General features: G+C 72.5%; 11 protein-coding genes and 4 pseudogenes. 11 read left to right on the plus strand and 4 right to left on the minus strand.

Annotation, left to right across the window (positions count from 1 at the left end; genetic code table 11):
• Window positions 1-1,156 (minus strand): annotated as a pseudogene (locus JNW87_RS22285) (MFS transporter); the annotation flags it as partial.
• 226 nt (window positions 1,157-1,382) lie between these two features.
• Here JNW87_RS22285 and JNW87_RS22290 point away from each other — a divergent pair.
• The 3 genes from JNW87_RS22290 to JNW87_RS22300 all read left to right on the plus strand — a co-directional run bounded on the left by JNW87_RS22290 (window position 1,383) and on the right by JNW87_RS22300 (window position 3,170).
• Complete coding sequence (locus JNW87_RS22290) at window positions 1,383-2,366, plus strand: helix-turn-helix transcriptional regulator (RefSeq protein ID WP_109804808.1); 984 nt, start codon at window positions 1,383-1,385, stop codon at window positions 2,364-2,366.
• A gap of 77 nt (window positions 2,367-2,443) precedes the next feature.
• Window positions 2,444-2,683 (plus strand): DUF397 domain-containing protein, encoded by a 240-nt coding sequence (locus tag JNW87_RS22295; protein ID WP_109804807.1) that lies wholly within the window; start codon window positions 2,444-2,446, stop codon window positions 2,681-2,683.
• 217 nt (window positions 2,684-2,900) lie between these two features.
• Entirely contained in the window at window positions 2,901-3,170 is a 270-nt protein-coding gene (locus JNW87_RS22300) for a hypothetical protein (protein WP_109804806.1), read from the plus strand.
• 140 nt (window positions 3,171-3,310) lie between these two features.
• On the opposite strand, the gene nudC is transcribed toward JNW87_RS22300, so the two are convergent.
• The 3 genes from nudC to JNW87_RS22315 are packed head-to-tail and all read right to left on the minus strand — an operon-like array spanning window position 3,311 to window position 6,958.
• Window positions 3,311-4,258 carry an NAD(+) diphosphatase gene (gene nudC / locus JNW87_RS22305; RefSeq protein WP_109804805.1) on the minus strand — a complete coding sequence of 316 codons (948 nt, stop codon included), beginning with the start codon at window positions 4,256-4,258 and terminating at the stop codon, window positions 3,311-3,313.
• Window positions 4,255-5,592 carry a pitrilysin family protein gene (locus JNW87_RS22310; RefSeq protein WP_109804804.1) on the minus strand — a complete coding sequence of 446 codons (1,338 nt, stop codon included), beginning with the start codon at window positions 5,590-5,592 and terminating at the stop codon, window positions 4,255-4,257. Before JNW87_RS22310 ends, nudC begins: the two co-directional genes overlap by 4 nt.
• A gap of 55 nt (window positions 5,593-5,647) precedes the next feature.
• Window positions 5,648-6,958 (minus strand): pitrilysin family protein, encoded by a 1,311-nt coding sequence (locus JNW87_RS22315; RefSeq protein ID WP_109804803.1) that lies wholly within the window; start codon window positions 6,956-6,958, stop codon window positions 5,648-5,650.
• Between the two features lie 261 nt (window positions 6,959-7,219).
• On the opposite strand from JNW87_RS22315, the gene JNW87_RS22320 reads away from it, so the two are divergent.
• From JNW87_RS22320 to JNW87_RS22355, 8 genes and pseudogenes are all read left to right on the plus strand, one after another.
• Window positions 7,220-8,284 (plus strand): ABC transporter substrate-binding protein, encoded by a 1,065-nt coding sequence (locus JNW87_RS22320; protein WP_109804810.1) that lies wholly within the window; start codon window positions 7,220-7,222, stop codon window positions 8,282-8,284.
• Window positions 8,281-9,060 (plus strand): ABC transporter ATP-binding protein, encoded by a 780-nt coding sequence (locus JNW87_RS22325; protein ID WP_238454342.1) that lies wholly within the window; start codon window positions 8,281-8,283, stop codon window positions 9,058-9,060. The genes JNW87_RS22320 and JNW87_RS22325 overlap by 4 nt, the downstream gene beginning before the upstream one ends.
• Window positions 9,050-9,934 (plus strand): ABC transporter permease, encoded by an 885-nt coding sequence (locus JNW87_RS22330; RefSeq protein ID WP_109804801.1) that lies wholly within the window; start codon window positions 9,050-9,052, stop codon window positions 9,932-9,934. Before JNW87_RS22325 ends, JNW87_RS22330 begins: the two co-directional genes overlap by 11 nt.
• A gap of 4 nt (window positions 9,935-9,938) precedes the next feature.
• Window positions 9,939-10,214 (plus strand): annotated as a pseudogene (locus JNW87_RS22335) (RrF2 family transcriptional regulator); the annotation flags it as partial.
• Window positions 10,215-10,229: 15 nt separating this feature from the next.
• Window positions 10,230-12,497 (plus strand): annotated as a pseudogene (alaS, locus tag JNW87_RS22340) (alanine--tRNA ligase); the annotation flags it as partial.
• 69 nt (window positions 12,498-12,566) lie between these two features.
• Window positions 12,567-13,025, plus strand: coding sequence for a Holliday junction resolvase RuvX (gene ruvX, locus JNW87_RS22345; protein ID WP_109802366.1), 459 nt, complete (start codon window positions 12,567-12,569; stop codon window positions 13,023-13,025).
• The gene (gene mltG / locus JNW87_RS22350) at window positions 13,025-14,245 is read left to right on the plus strand and encodes an endolytic transglycosylase MltG (protein WP_109802365.1); all 1,221 of its coding nucleotides are present in this window, start codon (window positions 13,025-13,027) and stop codon (window positions 14,243-14,245) included. The genes ruvX and mltG overlap by 1 nt, the downstream gene beginning before the upstream one ends.
• Window positions 14,242-14,675, plus strand: a pseudogene (locus JNW87_RS22355) (shikimate dehydrogenase); the annotation flags it as partial. The gene mltG and the pseudogene JNW87_RS22355, both read left to right, overlap by 4 nt.

Genomic DNA, 14,675 nt, shown 5'->3' on the forward strand with positions numbered 1-14,675 from the left:
GGTGGGGTGAGACGGCGGCCGTGCCAGAGATAGCGCCCGCGGCGGTGGTGATCACCCCGACGAGGGCGAAGAGCAGGCGGTAGTCCAGCACGCCCACGAGCAGGGCGCCGGCCCCGATGGAGACCGCCTGCGGGCCGCTGACCAGGGCCTCGGACGCCGCGGCCACCCGGCCGAGCAACCCCACCGGGGTACGCCGCTGGATCAGCGTGTTCAGCCCGACCATGGTCAGCGGCAGCGACACCCCGACCAGCAGCAGGGCCATCACCCCGAGCCAGAGCCGCGGGTACGCCAGGGCCAGCGCGGCCGGGCCGAAGAAGGTCACCCCGGCGGCGAGCGCGCCCACCTCACCCACCCGCCGGACGGCGGTCGCCGAGAGCAGCCCACCGACCAGCCCGCCGATCCCCTGCACGGTGACCAGCACGCCGACGAACGCGACGTCCCGGCGCAGCCCCTGGTCCACGTACGCGAAGATCAACGACTCGGTGAAGCCCATCACCAGCGAGCCCAGGCCGTACCCGAGCAGGGCCCGGCGCAGCGCGGGCTCGCCGGCCAGGTGCCGCAGCCCGGCGCCCAGTTCGGCCGGCCAGCGCAGCTCGGCGACCCGCAGCAGGCCGACCACGGCGGCGGCGGTCAGGAAACCGGTCATCGCGAGGGTGACCAGCAGCCAGCCGCCGACGGCGGCGTACAGCCCGGCCCCGGCGAGCGGGCCGACCAGCCGGAGTCCCTGCCGCACGGTCTGCAGCACCCCGTTCGCCTCGGCCAGCAGTTCGCTCGGCACGAGTTGCCGGATCAGCCCGCTGAGCACCGCGCTGAGCGTGATGTACGACAGGCCGTACAGCGCGGCCACCACGTAGATGATCCGGACGTCGGCCCGGTCCCGGACCGCGAAGAGCGGGCTGAGCAGCACGGCCGTGGCCAGGTTGGCGGCCACGAAGAACGGCCGCCGGGGGTACCGGTCGACGACCCAGCCAACCAGCGGCGCCAGCGTCATCGGCGCGATGATCGCGAAGATGGTCGCGCCGGCCATCCCGTCCGATCCGGTCAGCTCCTTCACCCAGACGGCGAGGGCCAGCAGCAGGATCGACTCGGCCGCCATGCTGGCCAGCAGGGCGGCGAAGAGCAGGCGGAATTCGGGGCGGCGCAGGACGGTGCGCATGCGTTCCCTCCGGCGGGGCGGCGCCCGGGGGCGGGCGCGTCGGGGGCGGCGCCGGCCGGGACGCCGTCGTCGGGCGGCCGGCACCTCTCCACGGTCCTCTTTTTCTCGCGAGACACGCCCTCGCCGGAACCTCCGACACCGGTCGCGCCGTCCATACTGGCCGTGGGGGGCGAATTCCATACAGTTACCGTCGCCTCCTGCGGCGGTCGACGGAGAAGAGGACATCGTGCCTCCTGCCGTACCGAGCCCGATCCTGCGCCGGCGCAGGCTCGGCACCGAGTTGCGCCGGCTGCGCGAGGCAGCTGGTCTCACCGGGGACCAGGTCATCGAGCGGGTCGGCTGGGCCTCCGCGTCCAAGTTGTCCCGGCTGGAGAACGGCCGCAGCCGCCCGGATCCGGACGACGTCCGGGACCTGCTCGCCCTCTACGGGGCCGAGGACGAACTGCACGAGGAGCTGCTGGGGATCACCCAGGAGGCCGGCGACATGCGCGGCTGGCTGCGCAACTTCCCGGTGATGACCCAGCAGCAGCGCGGCTTCGCCGAGCTGGAGGCGGGCTGCGCGGAGATCTCGGAGTACAACCCGGTGATCGTGCCCGGGCTGCTGCAGACCCCGGGTTACGCCCGGCACCGGATCATCTCCGCGGCCCAGGTCGCCGAGCAGGCCGGCGACCCGGAGACCGGCGAGGACCCGGAGACCGAGGTACGCGCCCGGCAGGCCCGGCAGTCGCTGCTGACCCGCTCCCCCGACGCGCCCCGCTACACCGCGGTCCTGGAGGACGCGGCCCTCGGCTGGCGAGCCGGGCCGCCCGAGGTGCTGCACGAGCAGATCGTGCACCTCTGCGAGCTGGCCATGCTGCCGAACGTCACGCTGCACCTGCTGCTGCGGGACACCCGGATCGCCGACTGGTACCTCCCGCCGACCGCCTTCTCGGTCTACCGGTTCGCCGATCCGCTCGATCCGGAGACGCTCGCGATCGAAGGTGGCTTCACCGACGTCATGTCGACCGAGGCAAACGCCCTAAATCGCTATAAAGTGGCGTTCGAGTGGCTATGCTCGGCGGCGCTCTCCGCATCGGACACCCTCTCCTGGCTCATCGAGGCGACGGGGCGGCTGACCGACACGGCACCCGAGGCCACGGCGGCGTACGGCCCGGCAACGGCGCCGGTCCAGCGCCGCCGGAACTCGGGGCGCCTCACGACGGATCGGTGACCCCACGAGGGGACGGATCCGTCCGGCCTGCGGCGTCACTCGCCCCCATCGGAGCACTCCAGAGCAGGAGCAGGACCATGAACGAGATCCGCAACAGCCCGGCCGGCCTCGCCCAGCAGCTCGCCGATGCGCCGTGGCGCACCAGCACCCGCAGCCAGACCTCCAACTGCGTGGAGGTCGCCCCGCTGCGGACCGGGCCGGCGGCCGTCGCCCTGCGGGACAGCAAGGACCGGGGTGGCCCGGTGCTGCTGTTCAACCGGACCGGCTGGCTCGGCTTCATCGCCGGCGCGAAGAACGGACAGTTCGATCTGAACTGATCCGCCGATGACCGAGGGGCCGTCGGCGCAGCGCCGGCGGCCCTCTCGCGTGTCCACTGCCGACGACCGTCCTGACCAGGGGTCCTCCGATCGGTCTACCCCGCCGGGGATCGTCGAGTTTCACTTGCTGGGACGACCACCGGGCGTAACATGACGAAAGAGTGACGTGGAAGTTCCAGCGCGTACTCGTCCGTCGCGATCCGTCCGGGGGACACCCATGCGGTTCCTGATCGTTCGCACCGACATCCGCACCGCCGCCGACAACGACATCGCGGCCGCCTGGGCCGGCGGTGGCCGGCTGCGGGACGAGACCACCACACCGGAACCCCGCCGCCAGGTCGTGCACGCCGAGGACCGCGAGGCCGCGCTGGTGCTGGCCCGGGCCCTGGCCACCGTCGGGGCGGTCCGCTCCGGCCGGCAACGGGTCAAGGTGGTGCCCCTCGCCGAACCCGACCCCGGGCAGCCGTACCGCTGGGAGCGCACCTGACCCGCACCTGACGTCCGTCGTGGCCGGACCGGCTTCCCCCGCCGTGTTCCTTGCCCCAGCCGACCACGACGGCCCGTGTTCCCGGCCCGTGACCCTCGCGGCAACGACGGTCACGGGCCGGGACCGCGCCCGGCCCCGCGTCAGCAGTGGCCGTCGAGCCAGCGGTGGATCAGGAAGAGCGCGATCGAGGAGGGCGGCGGCAGGACCAGCAGGTTGCCCTCGCCCGCGTCGACCGGGCGCCCGGCCAGGGCGGCGCCGATCTCGCGCCGGGTGAACCAGCGGGCATGGGCGATCTCCGCCGGATCGACGCGTACCGGCTCGTCGGCGTCGGCGCGGGCCAGGTAGCCGAGCATCAGCGAGCCCGGGAACGGCCAGGACTGGCTGCCCGCGTACGCGATCTCCTCGACCCCGACGCCGACCTCCTCGCGGACCTCGCGCAGCACGGCGGCCTCCGCCGACTCCCCCGGCTCGACGTACCCGGCGAGGCAGGAGAAGCGACGCTGCCCGGGAGTGCTCGGCCAGGTGGCGTTGTTGCCGAGCAGGCAGCGCCCCTCCGGCCCGGCGACCCCGTCGTGCAATAGCACGATCATCGCCGGGTCGGTACGCGGCCACACCCGGCCGCCGTCCGGGTCGATCCGCGACCAGCCCGCCTCGTCCACCTGGGTCGGCTGCCCGGTCGAGGACGAGTAGCCGTGCCGGAGGTGCCAGTTCAGCAGCGCGAGCGCAGTGGTGAAGATGCCCGCGTCCCGGTCGACGAGCAGATGACCCACCTCGCGCAGGTTGACCGCCCGGGCACCGGGCAGCGCCGGCAGCGGCGCGTCCACCGCGAAGACCGGCACCCCGTCCGGCTCGACGCCGAGGAACATCGGCATCGACCGGGGCACCTCGGGCAGCTCGCCGGAGTCGAGCAGCACCAGCTCCGGCGGGGCCGCCTCGCCCCGGACCAGCGCGCGGCCGTCGTCGGTCGAGTCCAGCACCAGCACCCGGGCCCGCTGCCACGCCTCGGCGAGCCAGCCCGGGTCGGTACGCCGGTGCGCCGCCCGGTCCAGGGTGGACCGGGCCAGCGGCGGGGCGGCCTCACCGGTCACGCCGACTCCGTGCGCACCGGGGTGAGGGCGGACAGCGCCCCGGCGACCCGGTCGGCGTCACCGAGCACGACGGTGACCGCCTTCGCCGGGGACAGGTAGCGCGCCCCGGCCTCGGCGACGTCCGCAACGGTCGCCTTCGCCAACCGGGCGGCGTGCTCGGCGAGGAAGTCCAGGCGCAGCCCGTTGCCGGCGTACGCGCTGGTCAGCGAGGCGAGCCCGGCCTGGGTGGACATGCCGAGCTGGAGTGTGCCGAGGGCGTACTGGCGGGCCTGCTCCAGCTCCTCCGGCCGCACCGGCAACGACGCCAGCCGGCCCAGCTCGTACATGGTCTCCAGCAGCGCCGGGGCGGTGACCTCGGTGGCCACCTCGGCGCCGGCGACCAGCACCGATCCGGCCACCGAGTGCTCGACCAGCGAGTGCGGGCCGTACGTGTAGCCCTTGTCCTCCCGAATGTTCTCCACCCAGCGGGAGGAGAAGTAGCCGCCGAAGACCAGGTTGGCCAGCTGCAGCGCGGCGTGGTCGGGGTGGGTGCGCGGGACCGCCGGCAGCGCGAGCCGAAGCGACGACTGCACCGAGCCGGGGCGGTCGACCAGCAGCAGCGGACCGGGCTCCAGCGGCGGGGCGGGCGGCAGCTCGGCGGGGTGCCCGCCCCCGCGCCAACCGCCGAGCGCCTGCTCGGCGGCGTCCACCGCGCGTTCCGGCTGCACGTCGCCGACCAGCACCAGCACCGCGCCGGCCGGGTGCACCCGCTCGGCGTGCAGCTTGCGCAGGGCCGGCGGGCGGACCGCGCGGACCTGGTCGGGCTCCGGTGTCTGGACGGCGTAGGGGTGCCGGCCGTAGATCCGCTTCAGCAGCGCGGTACGGGCCAGGTGCGCGGGCTGGCTCTGCGCCACCTGGATCCGGTCGACCAGCCGGTCCCGCTCGGTGTCGACCCACTCCGCGGGGTAGGTGGCCCCGGTCAGCACGTCGGCGAGGATCTCCAGCATCCGGTCCAGCCCGGTGACCAGGCCGGCCCCGGAGAGCATCAGCCGGTCCGGGTCGACCCCGGCGGAGAGCCCGCCGCCGACCCGCTGCAGCTCGGCGGCGATCTGATTCGCGGTCATCGTCGCGGTGCCGGAGAGGATGGTCTCCGCGAGCATCGCGCCGCGGGCCAGGTGGGTGCGCCCGAACGGCATCCAGAGCCGCAGCTCCACCAGGGGCACCGCCGGCCGGCGTACGGCGATCACGGTGAGCCCGTTGGCGAGCGTGCGCTCGGCCTGCTTGGGCAGCTTGAGCTTGCGGTTCGGGCCGAGCGGCGGCAGCGGCCGCGTCCCGGTCTCCACGGTTGCCGTCACTGACCCGCCTCCGTTCGCGACTGCGGTGCTCGCAACCCCGGCTCGCTCCTCGCGCTCACCTGGCACCTCCGGCGATGACCTCGATGGACGCGCGGCGCTCCGGCCGCAGGGTGGCGGCGGCGGCGCGGACCTGCTCCTCGGTGACCTCGCCGACCAGCCGGGGCAGCTCGTTGAGCAGGCCCGGCTCGCCGCGCTGCTGCTCCAGCACGGCCATCCGCAGCGCCCGGCCGAGCACCGCGTCGGTGTCGCGCAGCAGGTGGGTGGCCATGCGCGCCTGGGTACGGGCCAGTTCGCCCTCGGTCAGCCCGTCGGTGGCCAGCCGGTCCAGCTCCTCGTCGATGGTGCGCAGCACCTTGTCCACGTCGCCGCCGGGCGGCAGGTGCGCCTGGAGCAGCAGGGCCGTGGGGTCGCGTACGTCGAACGGGTCGCCCATGAAGCCCAGGTAGCCGCCGAGGCTGGTGACCGTCCGGTCCCGCTGGACCAGCCGCTCGACCAGCCGGGACGCGTCTCCGTCGGTGAGCACCTCGGCCAGCACGACGTAGGGCAGGTAGCCGGCGAAGTCGTCGACCGGGTCGGGCACCCGCCAGGCCCCGGCCACCGCCGGCAGCGGCGCCAGCTTGTCGGGGTACGACGCGCGCCGCTCGGCGGTCAGGTCGGGCTCGGTGAAGTCGGGGCGCCGTGGGGCGGGCCGGGCCGGCACGTCCCCGAAGTGCCGCTGGATCAGCTCGGTCGCCTCGGCCACGTCGACGTCCCCGCTGACCGCGAGGACCGCGTTGCCGCTGGCGTAGTAGCGGCGGAAGAAGTCGGCCGCGTCGGCGACGGTGGCCGACTCCAGGTCGTCGAAGGAGCCGTACCCGTCGTGCGCGTTGGGGAAGGTGTCGAACATGACCGGCGGCAGGGTCAGCCAGGGGAACCCGCCGTACGGGCGGTTGAGCACGTTGACCCGGATCTCCTCCTTGACCACGTCGACCTGGTTGCGCAGGTTCTCCTCGGTCAGGCGGGGGCCGCGCATCCGGTCGGCCTCCAGGAACAGCGCGCGCTCCAGCGCGTTGCTCGGCAGGGTCTCGAAGTAGTCGGTGTAGTCCAGGTGGGTGGAGCCGTTGAAGGTGCCCCCGGCGCCCTGGACGTGCCGGAAGTGGGCCAGCTTCTCGAGGTTCTCCGAGCCCTGGAACATCAGGTGCTCGAAGAGGTGGGCGAAGCCGGTGCGTCCCTCGGGTTCGGAGCGGATGCCGACGTCGTAGACCACCGCCACCCCGATCACCGGGGCGCTGCGGTCGGGGGTGAGCACCACCCGCAGGCCGTTGTCGAGGCTGAACCGCTCGACCGGGTACTTCGTCGCTGGAATCTTCGCTCTCCGCGTCGGCACGAGATCGACAGTAGCGCGTCGGCCCCCCGCGTACCCGGCTCCTCGGCGCAGCTGTGGGCAGTGTGCCGGGCGGATTCCGGCGGCGGCCCGGACGGCGGTCCCGCCGGTGGCCCGACCGGCGCCGCGAAGTCCACTGAACGGGTGGGAATTGCCGAGAACGCCGGAGCGAGGCGTCCCGGATCGTGGATCGGTCTTGACGCCGGCCACGACCTGCCCCACTCTTCCTACCAACTAAGTAGGAATACTGTGGATTGGACAATGATGAGACGGCTCCCCTTCCGCCGGCTGGTCTCCCTCGCCACGCTCGCCGTCGTCGGCGCGGCCACCTTGGGCGCCACGGCCGCCTGTGGCGACGACAGCGACGGCGCCGCCGGCAAGTCCGGCCCGGTCACCCTGCGGCTCGGTTACTTCCCCAACATCACCCACGCCCCCGCCGTGGTCGGCGTACAGAAGGGCATCTTCGCCGAGAAGCTGGGCAGCGACGTCACGCTGGAGACGAAGACCTTCAACGCCGGGCCGGCCGCGATCGAGGCGATCTTCTCCGGCGCGCTCGACGCCACGTACATCGGTCCGAACCCGACCGTGAACGCCTTCTCCAAGTCCAAGGGCGAAGCCGTCCGGGTCGTCTCCGGCGCCGCCTCCGGCGGCGTGGCCCTGGTGGTCAAGCCGGAGATCACCACGGTCGAGCAGCTGCGCGGCAAGAAGATCGCCACCCCGCAGCTCGGCAACACCCAGGACGTGGCGCTGCGCTACTGGCTCAAGGACAAGGGCCTGAAGACCACCAAGCAGGGCGGCGGCGACGTCAAGGTCGTCCCGCAGGAGAACGCGCAGACGGTGGAGACCTTCGCCAGCGGCGCCATCGACGGCGCCTGGGTGCCGGAGCCCTTCGTCTCCCGCCTGGTCAACGCCGGCGGCAAGGTCCTGGTCGACGAGCGGGACCTGTGGCCGGACAAGAAGTTCGTCATCACCAACCTGATCGTCAGCACCAAGTTCCTCAAGGCCCATCCGGACGTGGTGAAGAAGCTGGTCGAGGGGCAGGTCGCGGCGAACGAGTTCGTCCACAGCAAGCCGGACGAGGCGCAGCAGGCCATCTCCGACCACATCGGCAAGATCACCGGCAAGCCGCTGGACGTCAAGCTGATCAGGCAGGCGTGGCCGACCCTGGAGTTCACCAACGACCCGATCGCCTCCTCGCTGAAGGCCGGCCTGGACCACGCGGTCGCCGTCGAGCTGACCCAGCCGGTCGACCTGAACGGCCTCTACGACCTGAAGTTCCTCAACGAGGTGCTGAAGGCCGAGGGCAAGTCCGAGGTCAGCCAGCCGTGACGTCGACCACCACGACGCCGCGCAGTGCGACCGGCTCGGTCGCGCTGCGCGGCGTGACCAAGGTGTACGGCCAGGGCGAGAACGCCGTCCTGGCCCTGGACGGGGTGTCGCTGGACGTCGCGCCCGGCGAGTTCGTCTGCCTGGTCGGCGCCTCCGGCTGCGGCAAGAGCACGCTGCTCAACCTGGTCGCCGGCCTGGACCGGGCCAGCGGCGGGCGGATCGACCTCGACGAGGGGGTCAACTCGGGCCTGATGTTCCAGGAGCCGGCGCTCTTTCCCTGGCTCACCGTCGAGGCCAACCTCGAGGTGCCGCTGAAGCTGCGCGGGCTGCCCCGGGCCGAACGCCGCGCGAAGGTCGCCGAGCTGCTGCGCACGGTCCACCTGTCCGAGTTCGGCCGCAAGCGGCCGCACCAGCTCTCCGGCGGCATGCGGCAGCGGGTCGCGCTGGCCCGCACCCTCGCCCTGGACACCCCGGTGCTGCTGATGGACGAGCCGTTCGGCGCGCTCGACGCGATGACCCGGGACATCCTGCACGACGAGCTGGAGCGGATCTGGTCCGAGCGGAAGCTCACCGTGCTCTTCGTGACGCACAACGTCCGCGAGGCCGCCCGGCTCGCCGACCGGATCATCCTGCTCTCCAGCCGGCCCGGCCGGATCATCTATTCGACCCCGGTCGACGTGCCCCGGCCCCGACGCATCGACTCGCCCGAGATCGCGAACATCGCCGCCGAGGTCACCGACCGGCTGCGTACGGAGGTGGGCCGCCATGGCCAGTGACACGCTCGCCGGGGCTCCGCGTACCGACGCGGAGATCTCCGGCCTGGACGCGCTGGAGATTGCCGGCCGGGAGAAGGGACCGTCCCGGGTACGCCGGTTCTGGTCGGCGACCTGGCCGAAGCTGGCCGCCCTGGCGCTGACCATCGGGCTCTGGCAGGCCGTGGTCTGGACCGGCTGGAAGGACGAGTGGGCGCTTTCCCCGCCGGCCACGGTCTGCGCGGACCTGGGCCACTATGTGCTCACCGCCGCGTTCTGGGACGGTCTGGCCACCACCGGCCGGCGGGCCGCGGTCGGCTTCGCCGCCGCCGTCGCCGTCGGCCTGGTGCTCGGGCTGGCCGTGGCCCGGGTGAAGGTGCTCCGGGCCGCGCTCGGCTCCATGATCACCGCGCTGCAGACCATGCCCTCGATCGCCTGGTTCCCGCTGGCCATCCTGCTCTTCGGGCTCACCGAGCAGGCGATCTTCTTCGTGGTGGTGCTCGGCGCGGCGCCGTCCGTCGCCAACGGCGTCATCCACGGCGTCGACTACGTGCCACCGCTGCTGATCCGGGCCGGCCGCAACATCGGCGCCCGCGGGCTCAACCTCTACCGGTACGTCATCGCGCCCGCCGCGTTGCCGGCCATCGTGGCCGGACTGAAGCAGGGGTGGGCGTTCGCCTGGCGCAGCCTGATGGCCGGCGAGCTGCTGGTGGTCATCGCCGAGAGGACGTCCATCGGCGCCCAGCTCACCTACGCGCGGGACTTCTCCGACGCGCCCCGGCTGATGGCGATCATGATCGTCATCCTGGTGGTGGGCATCCTGGTGGACGCCGCGTTCGGCGCCGCGGACAAGGCGATCCGGCGCCGCTGGGGCGTGCTGGACCAGGCCGGCAACTGAGCCCGTGTACGTCTCCGCGAGAGCCGACTACGCGCTCCGGGCCATGCTCGCCGTCGCCGACACCGCCGGGTCCCCCGACGGCGCGGCCAACGGTGGCGGCGAGCTGGTCAAGGCGGCGAGCCTGGCCGAGCGCCAGGACATCCCGCTCAGCTTCCTCCAGGGCATCCTGCTCGACCTGCGGCGGGCCGGGCTGCTCCACAGCCACCGGGGCACCGAGGGCGGCTACGCCCTGACCCGCCCCGCCGACCAGATCAGCGTGGGCGACGTGCTGCGCGCGGTCGGCGGCTCGCTGACCAGGATCTGGCGGTCCGTCGGGGTGCCCGCCGAGCGGATCGTCCGCCGCGGCAGGGCGGACAACTTCTGGTCGATGGGCATCCCCGGCCCCTGCGGCCCGTGCTCCGAACTGTTCTACGACCGGGGCCCCGAGTACGGCCGCGAGGGCGGCCCGGCGGTCGACGAGGACCGCTACATGGAGTTCTGGAACCTCGTCTTCATGCAGTTCGAGCGCGGTCCGGGCACCGGCAAGGAGGACTACCCGATCCTCGGCGAGCTGCCGGCGAAGAACATCGACACCGGCATGGGCCTGGAGCGGATGGCCTCCATCCTCCAGGGCGTCGACAACCTCTACGAGATCGACGAGGTCCGGCCGATCCTGGACCGGGCCGCCGAGCTGACCGGCAAGCGGTACGGCGCGCGCTCCGGCCATGTGGCCAGCGAGTCGCACCCCGACGACGTCCGGCTGCGGGTGATCGCCGACCATGTGCGCACCGCGTTGATGCTGATCGGCGACGGGGTGACCCCGTCGAACGAGGGCCGGGGCTACGTGCTGCGCCGGATCATGCGCCGGGCGATCCGCGCGGTCCGGCTGCTCGGCTACCAGGACCGGGCGCTGCCCGAGCTGCTGCCGGTGGCCCGGGACTGCATGTCCCCGTCGTACCCGGAGCTGGCCGCCGAGTTCGGCCGGATCTCCCAGTACGCGTACGCCGAGGAGGACGCGTTCCTCGCCACGCTGCGCGCGGGCACCACGATCCTGGACACCGCGATCGCGGAGACGAAGTCGGCGGGCAAGCCGGCCATCTCCGGCGACAAGGCGTTCCAGCTGCACGACACGTACGGCTTCCCGATCGACCTGACCCTGGAGATCGCGGCCGAGCAGGGGCTGCAGGTCGACGCGGAGGGTTTCCGCCGGCTGATGGCCGACCAGCGGAGCCGGGCGAAGGCGGACGCGCAGGCGCGCAAGACCGGGCACACGGACGTGTCGGCGTACCGGTCGGTGCTCGACGGTGGTGGTCCGGTGGAGTTCACCGGCTACACCGAGCTGAACCGGGAGTCGCGGGTGCGGGCGCTGCTCGCCGGCGGCGCCGAGGTGGGCGCGGCGGTCGAGGGCGACACCATCGAGCTGGTGCTCGACACCACGCCGTTCTACGCCGAGGGCGGCGGCCAGCAGCCCGACCAGGGCCTGATCACGGTCGGCGGTGGCCAGCTCGAGGTCTTCGACGTGCAGCAGCCGGTGCCGGGGCTGATCGTGCACCGGGCCCGGGTGCTCCGGGGTGAGGTGCGCGCCGGGGAGACCGGGTACGCCGAGATCGACGTGTCCCGGCGGCGGGCGATCTCCCGGTCGCACACCGCAACCCACCTGGTGCACCAGACCATGCGCAACTTCCTCGGCGAGTCGGCCACCCAGGCGGGTTCGCTGAACGCGCCGGGCCGGCTGCGGTTCGACTTCAACACCCCCACCGGCGTGGCGCCGAGCGTGCTGCACGACGTGGAGCAGCAGGTCAACGAGGTGCTTTTGGCCGACCTGGAGGTGCACGCCTTCATCACCACCCAGGAGGAGGCCCGCCGGATCGGCGCGATGGCACTGTTCGGCGAGAAGTACGGCGAGCGGGTCCGGGTCGTCGAGGTCGGCGACTACGCCCGGGAGCTGTGCGGCGGCACGCACGTGGCCCGGTCGGCGCAGCTCGGCCTGGTGAAGATCCTCTCCGAGGCCTCGGTCGGCTCCGGCGTGCGCCGGATCGAGGCCCTCGTCGGCATGGACGCGTTCGGCTTCCTGGCCCGCGAGCACCTGCTGGTCTCCCGGCTGGCCGAGCTGTTCCGGGTCCCCGGCGACCAGGTCGCCGACCGGGTGGAGCAGACCGTCACCCAGCTGCGGGACGCGGAGAAGGAGCTGGAGAAGCTGCGCGCCCAGCTGGTGCTCGGCGGCGCGGCGGCGCTCGCCGCGCAGGCGAAGGACGTGCGCGGGGTGGCGTACGTCGGCACCGAGGCGCCCGAGGGGGCGGCCGGCAACGATGTGCGGACGCTGGCCCAGGAGATCCGTGGCCGGATCGACCCGGCCCGGCCGGCGGTGGTCGCCGTGGCGGCCCGGGCCAACGGCAAGTCGTCCCTGGTGGTGGCGGTCAACCAGGCCGCGCGTGGGCGCGGCCTGACCGCGAAGGACCTGGTCAAGGCGGCGTTCTCCGGCCGTGGTGGTGGCAGCGACGACCTCGCCCAGGGTGGTGGCCTGCCCGCGGCCGAGGCGCCGAACCTGCTGGCCACCGTGGAGAAGGCGATCGCCGAGGCGTGATGACGCACCGACTGCGGCCAGGGCGGACCATTCCGGTCCGCCCTGAGCCGTCCCGAGGGGTGTCCGATCATGGGTGAGCTGTCCCGTGGGGTCCGGCTCGGGGTGGACGTCGGGCAGGTTCGGGTCGGCGTTGCCCGCTCCGACCCGCACGGCATCCTGGCCACCCCGTTGGTCACCCTCGCCCGGGACCTGACCGCTGCCGCCGACGCGGTGCCCGCTGACATGGCGGCGCTGGTCGACCTCATCGCGGAACACGAGGCCGTCGAGGTGATCGTCGGTCTTCCGGTCAATCTTTCCGGCAAACACGGTCCGGCCGCGACGAACGTCTCGGCGTACGCTGCCCGTCTGGCCGATGTAATAGCGCCGGTTCCGGTGGCGCTGACGGACGAGAGGATGTCGACCGTCGTGGCGAGTCGTAGGCTGGCCGAACGTGGCGTCCGGGGAAAACGCCAACGGGCGGTGGTCGACCAGGCCGCCGCGGTGGAGATTCTGCAGAGCTGGCTGGACGCGCAGCGGAGGCGGACGTAATGATCGACGATCTGGATCTGGGGTTCGACGAGGCGGAGAGGGGGGAGAAGGGCCGGCACCGGCGCGGCGCCGTGGCCAAGCGCAACGGCAAGTCGGGCGGTCGGGGCAAGACGGTCTTCGCCCTGCTGATGGCCCTCGTGCTGCTCGGCGGCATCGGCGGCGGCGCGTACGTCGGCTTCGACCGGATCCGCAACCACTTCGTCACCCCGGACTACGACGGCCCCGGCTCCGGTGAGGCGCTGGTCGAGGTGAAGGCCGGCGACACCCTCACCGACATCGGTGACTCCCTCTACGACGCCGGGGTGGTGAAGAGCACCAAGGCGTTCATCGAGGCCGCGGACGCCAACTCCCGCAGCAAGAACATCCAGGTCGGCCGCTACAAGGTCAGGAAGCAGATGAAGGCCGCCGACGCGGTGAACCTGCTGCTCGACCCGAAGAGCCGGGTGGTGAACGGGGTGACCATCCCCGAGGGCACCATCAGCCTGGCGATCTACGACATCCTCTCCAAGCAGACCAAGATCCCGGTCGCCGACTTCAAGGCCGCCGCGAAGGATCCGGTCAAGCTGGGCGTGCCGGCCTACTGGTTCACGCGCGGCGACGGCAAGAAGGGCCCGAAGAGCATCGAGGGCTTCCTCTTCCCGGCGACCTACGAGATCCCGCCGAAGGCCACCGCCGAGCAGATCCTGTCGATGATGGTGGACCAGTTCCTCACCGTCACCCAGGAGCTGAACTTCGTCGAGAAGGCGCAGCAGGAGCGGAAGATCTCCCCGTACGAGGCGCTGATCACCGCGTCCATCGCGCAGGCCGAGTCGGTCAACCACGTGGACCTGCCGAAGGTGGCCCGGGTGATCTACAACCGGGTCTACACCGACAAGTACCACTGCAAGTGCCTGGAGATCGACAGCGCGATCAACTACTGGCTGCGACTGCAGGGCAAGGACCCGAAGGACTCAGACGTCCTCAAGCAGTCCGAGCTCAACGACCCGAAGAACCCGTACCGCACGCACGGCGTCGACGGGTTGACGATCACCCCGATCAGCAACCCCGGCGAGGACGCGCTCAAAGGCGCGGTGAACCCGCCGCCCGGTGACTGGATCTACTTCATGACCATCGACCAGAAGGGCACGATGGGCTACGGCTCCAACGACGCGGACTTCCGGAAGCTGATCCGGACCATGTGCGACAACAAGGTGCTGACCGGATCGAACTGCACGTCGTGAGGGCCGCCGTCGTCGGCAGGCCGATCGCGCACTCGCTCTCCCCGGTGATCCACAACGCCGGGTACGCGGCGGCCGGGCTGACCGGGTGGTCGTACACCCGGATCGAGTGCGGGGCCGAGGAGCTGCCCGGGTTGGTGGCCGGGCTCGGCCCGGAGTGGGCCGGGCTGTCGGTGACCATGCCGGGCAAGGAGGCGGCGCTCGCGCTGGCCGACCAGGTCTCGCCGGTCGCCGCCGCCGTCGGGGCCGCCAACACGCTGGTACGCCGACCTGACGGCGCCTGGTACGCCGACAACACCGACGTCACCGGCATGGTCGACGTGCTCGCCGGGGTGGCGGTGGGGGCGACGGTCACCGTGCTGGGCGCGGGTGGCACCGCCCGGGCGGCCCTCGCCGCGGCGGCCCGGCTCGGCGCGGCCGAGGTGACCGTGGT

It is taken from the genome of Micromonospora sp. ATA51, assembly GCF_016802855.1.
Taxonomy (GTDB): Bacteria; Actinomycetota; Actinomycetes; order Mycobacteriales; family Micromonosporaceae; genus Micromonospora; species Micromonospora sicca.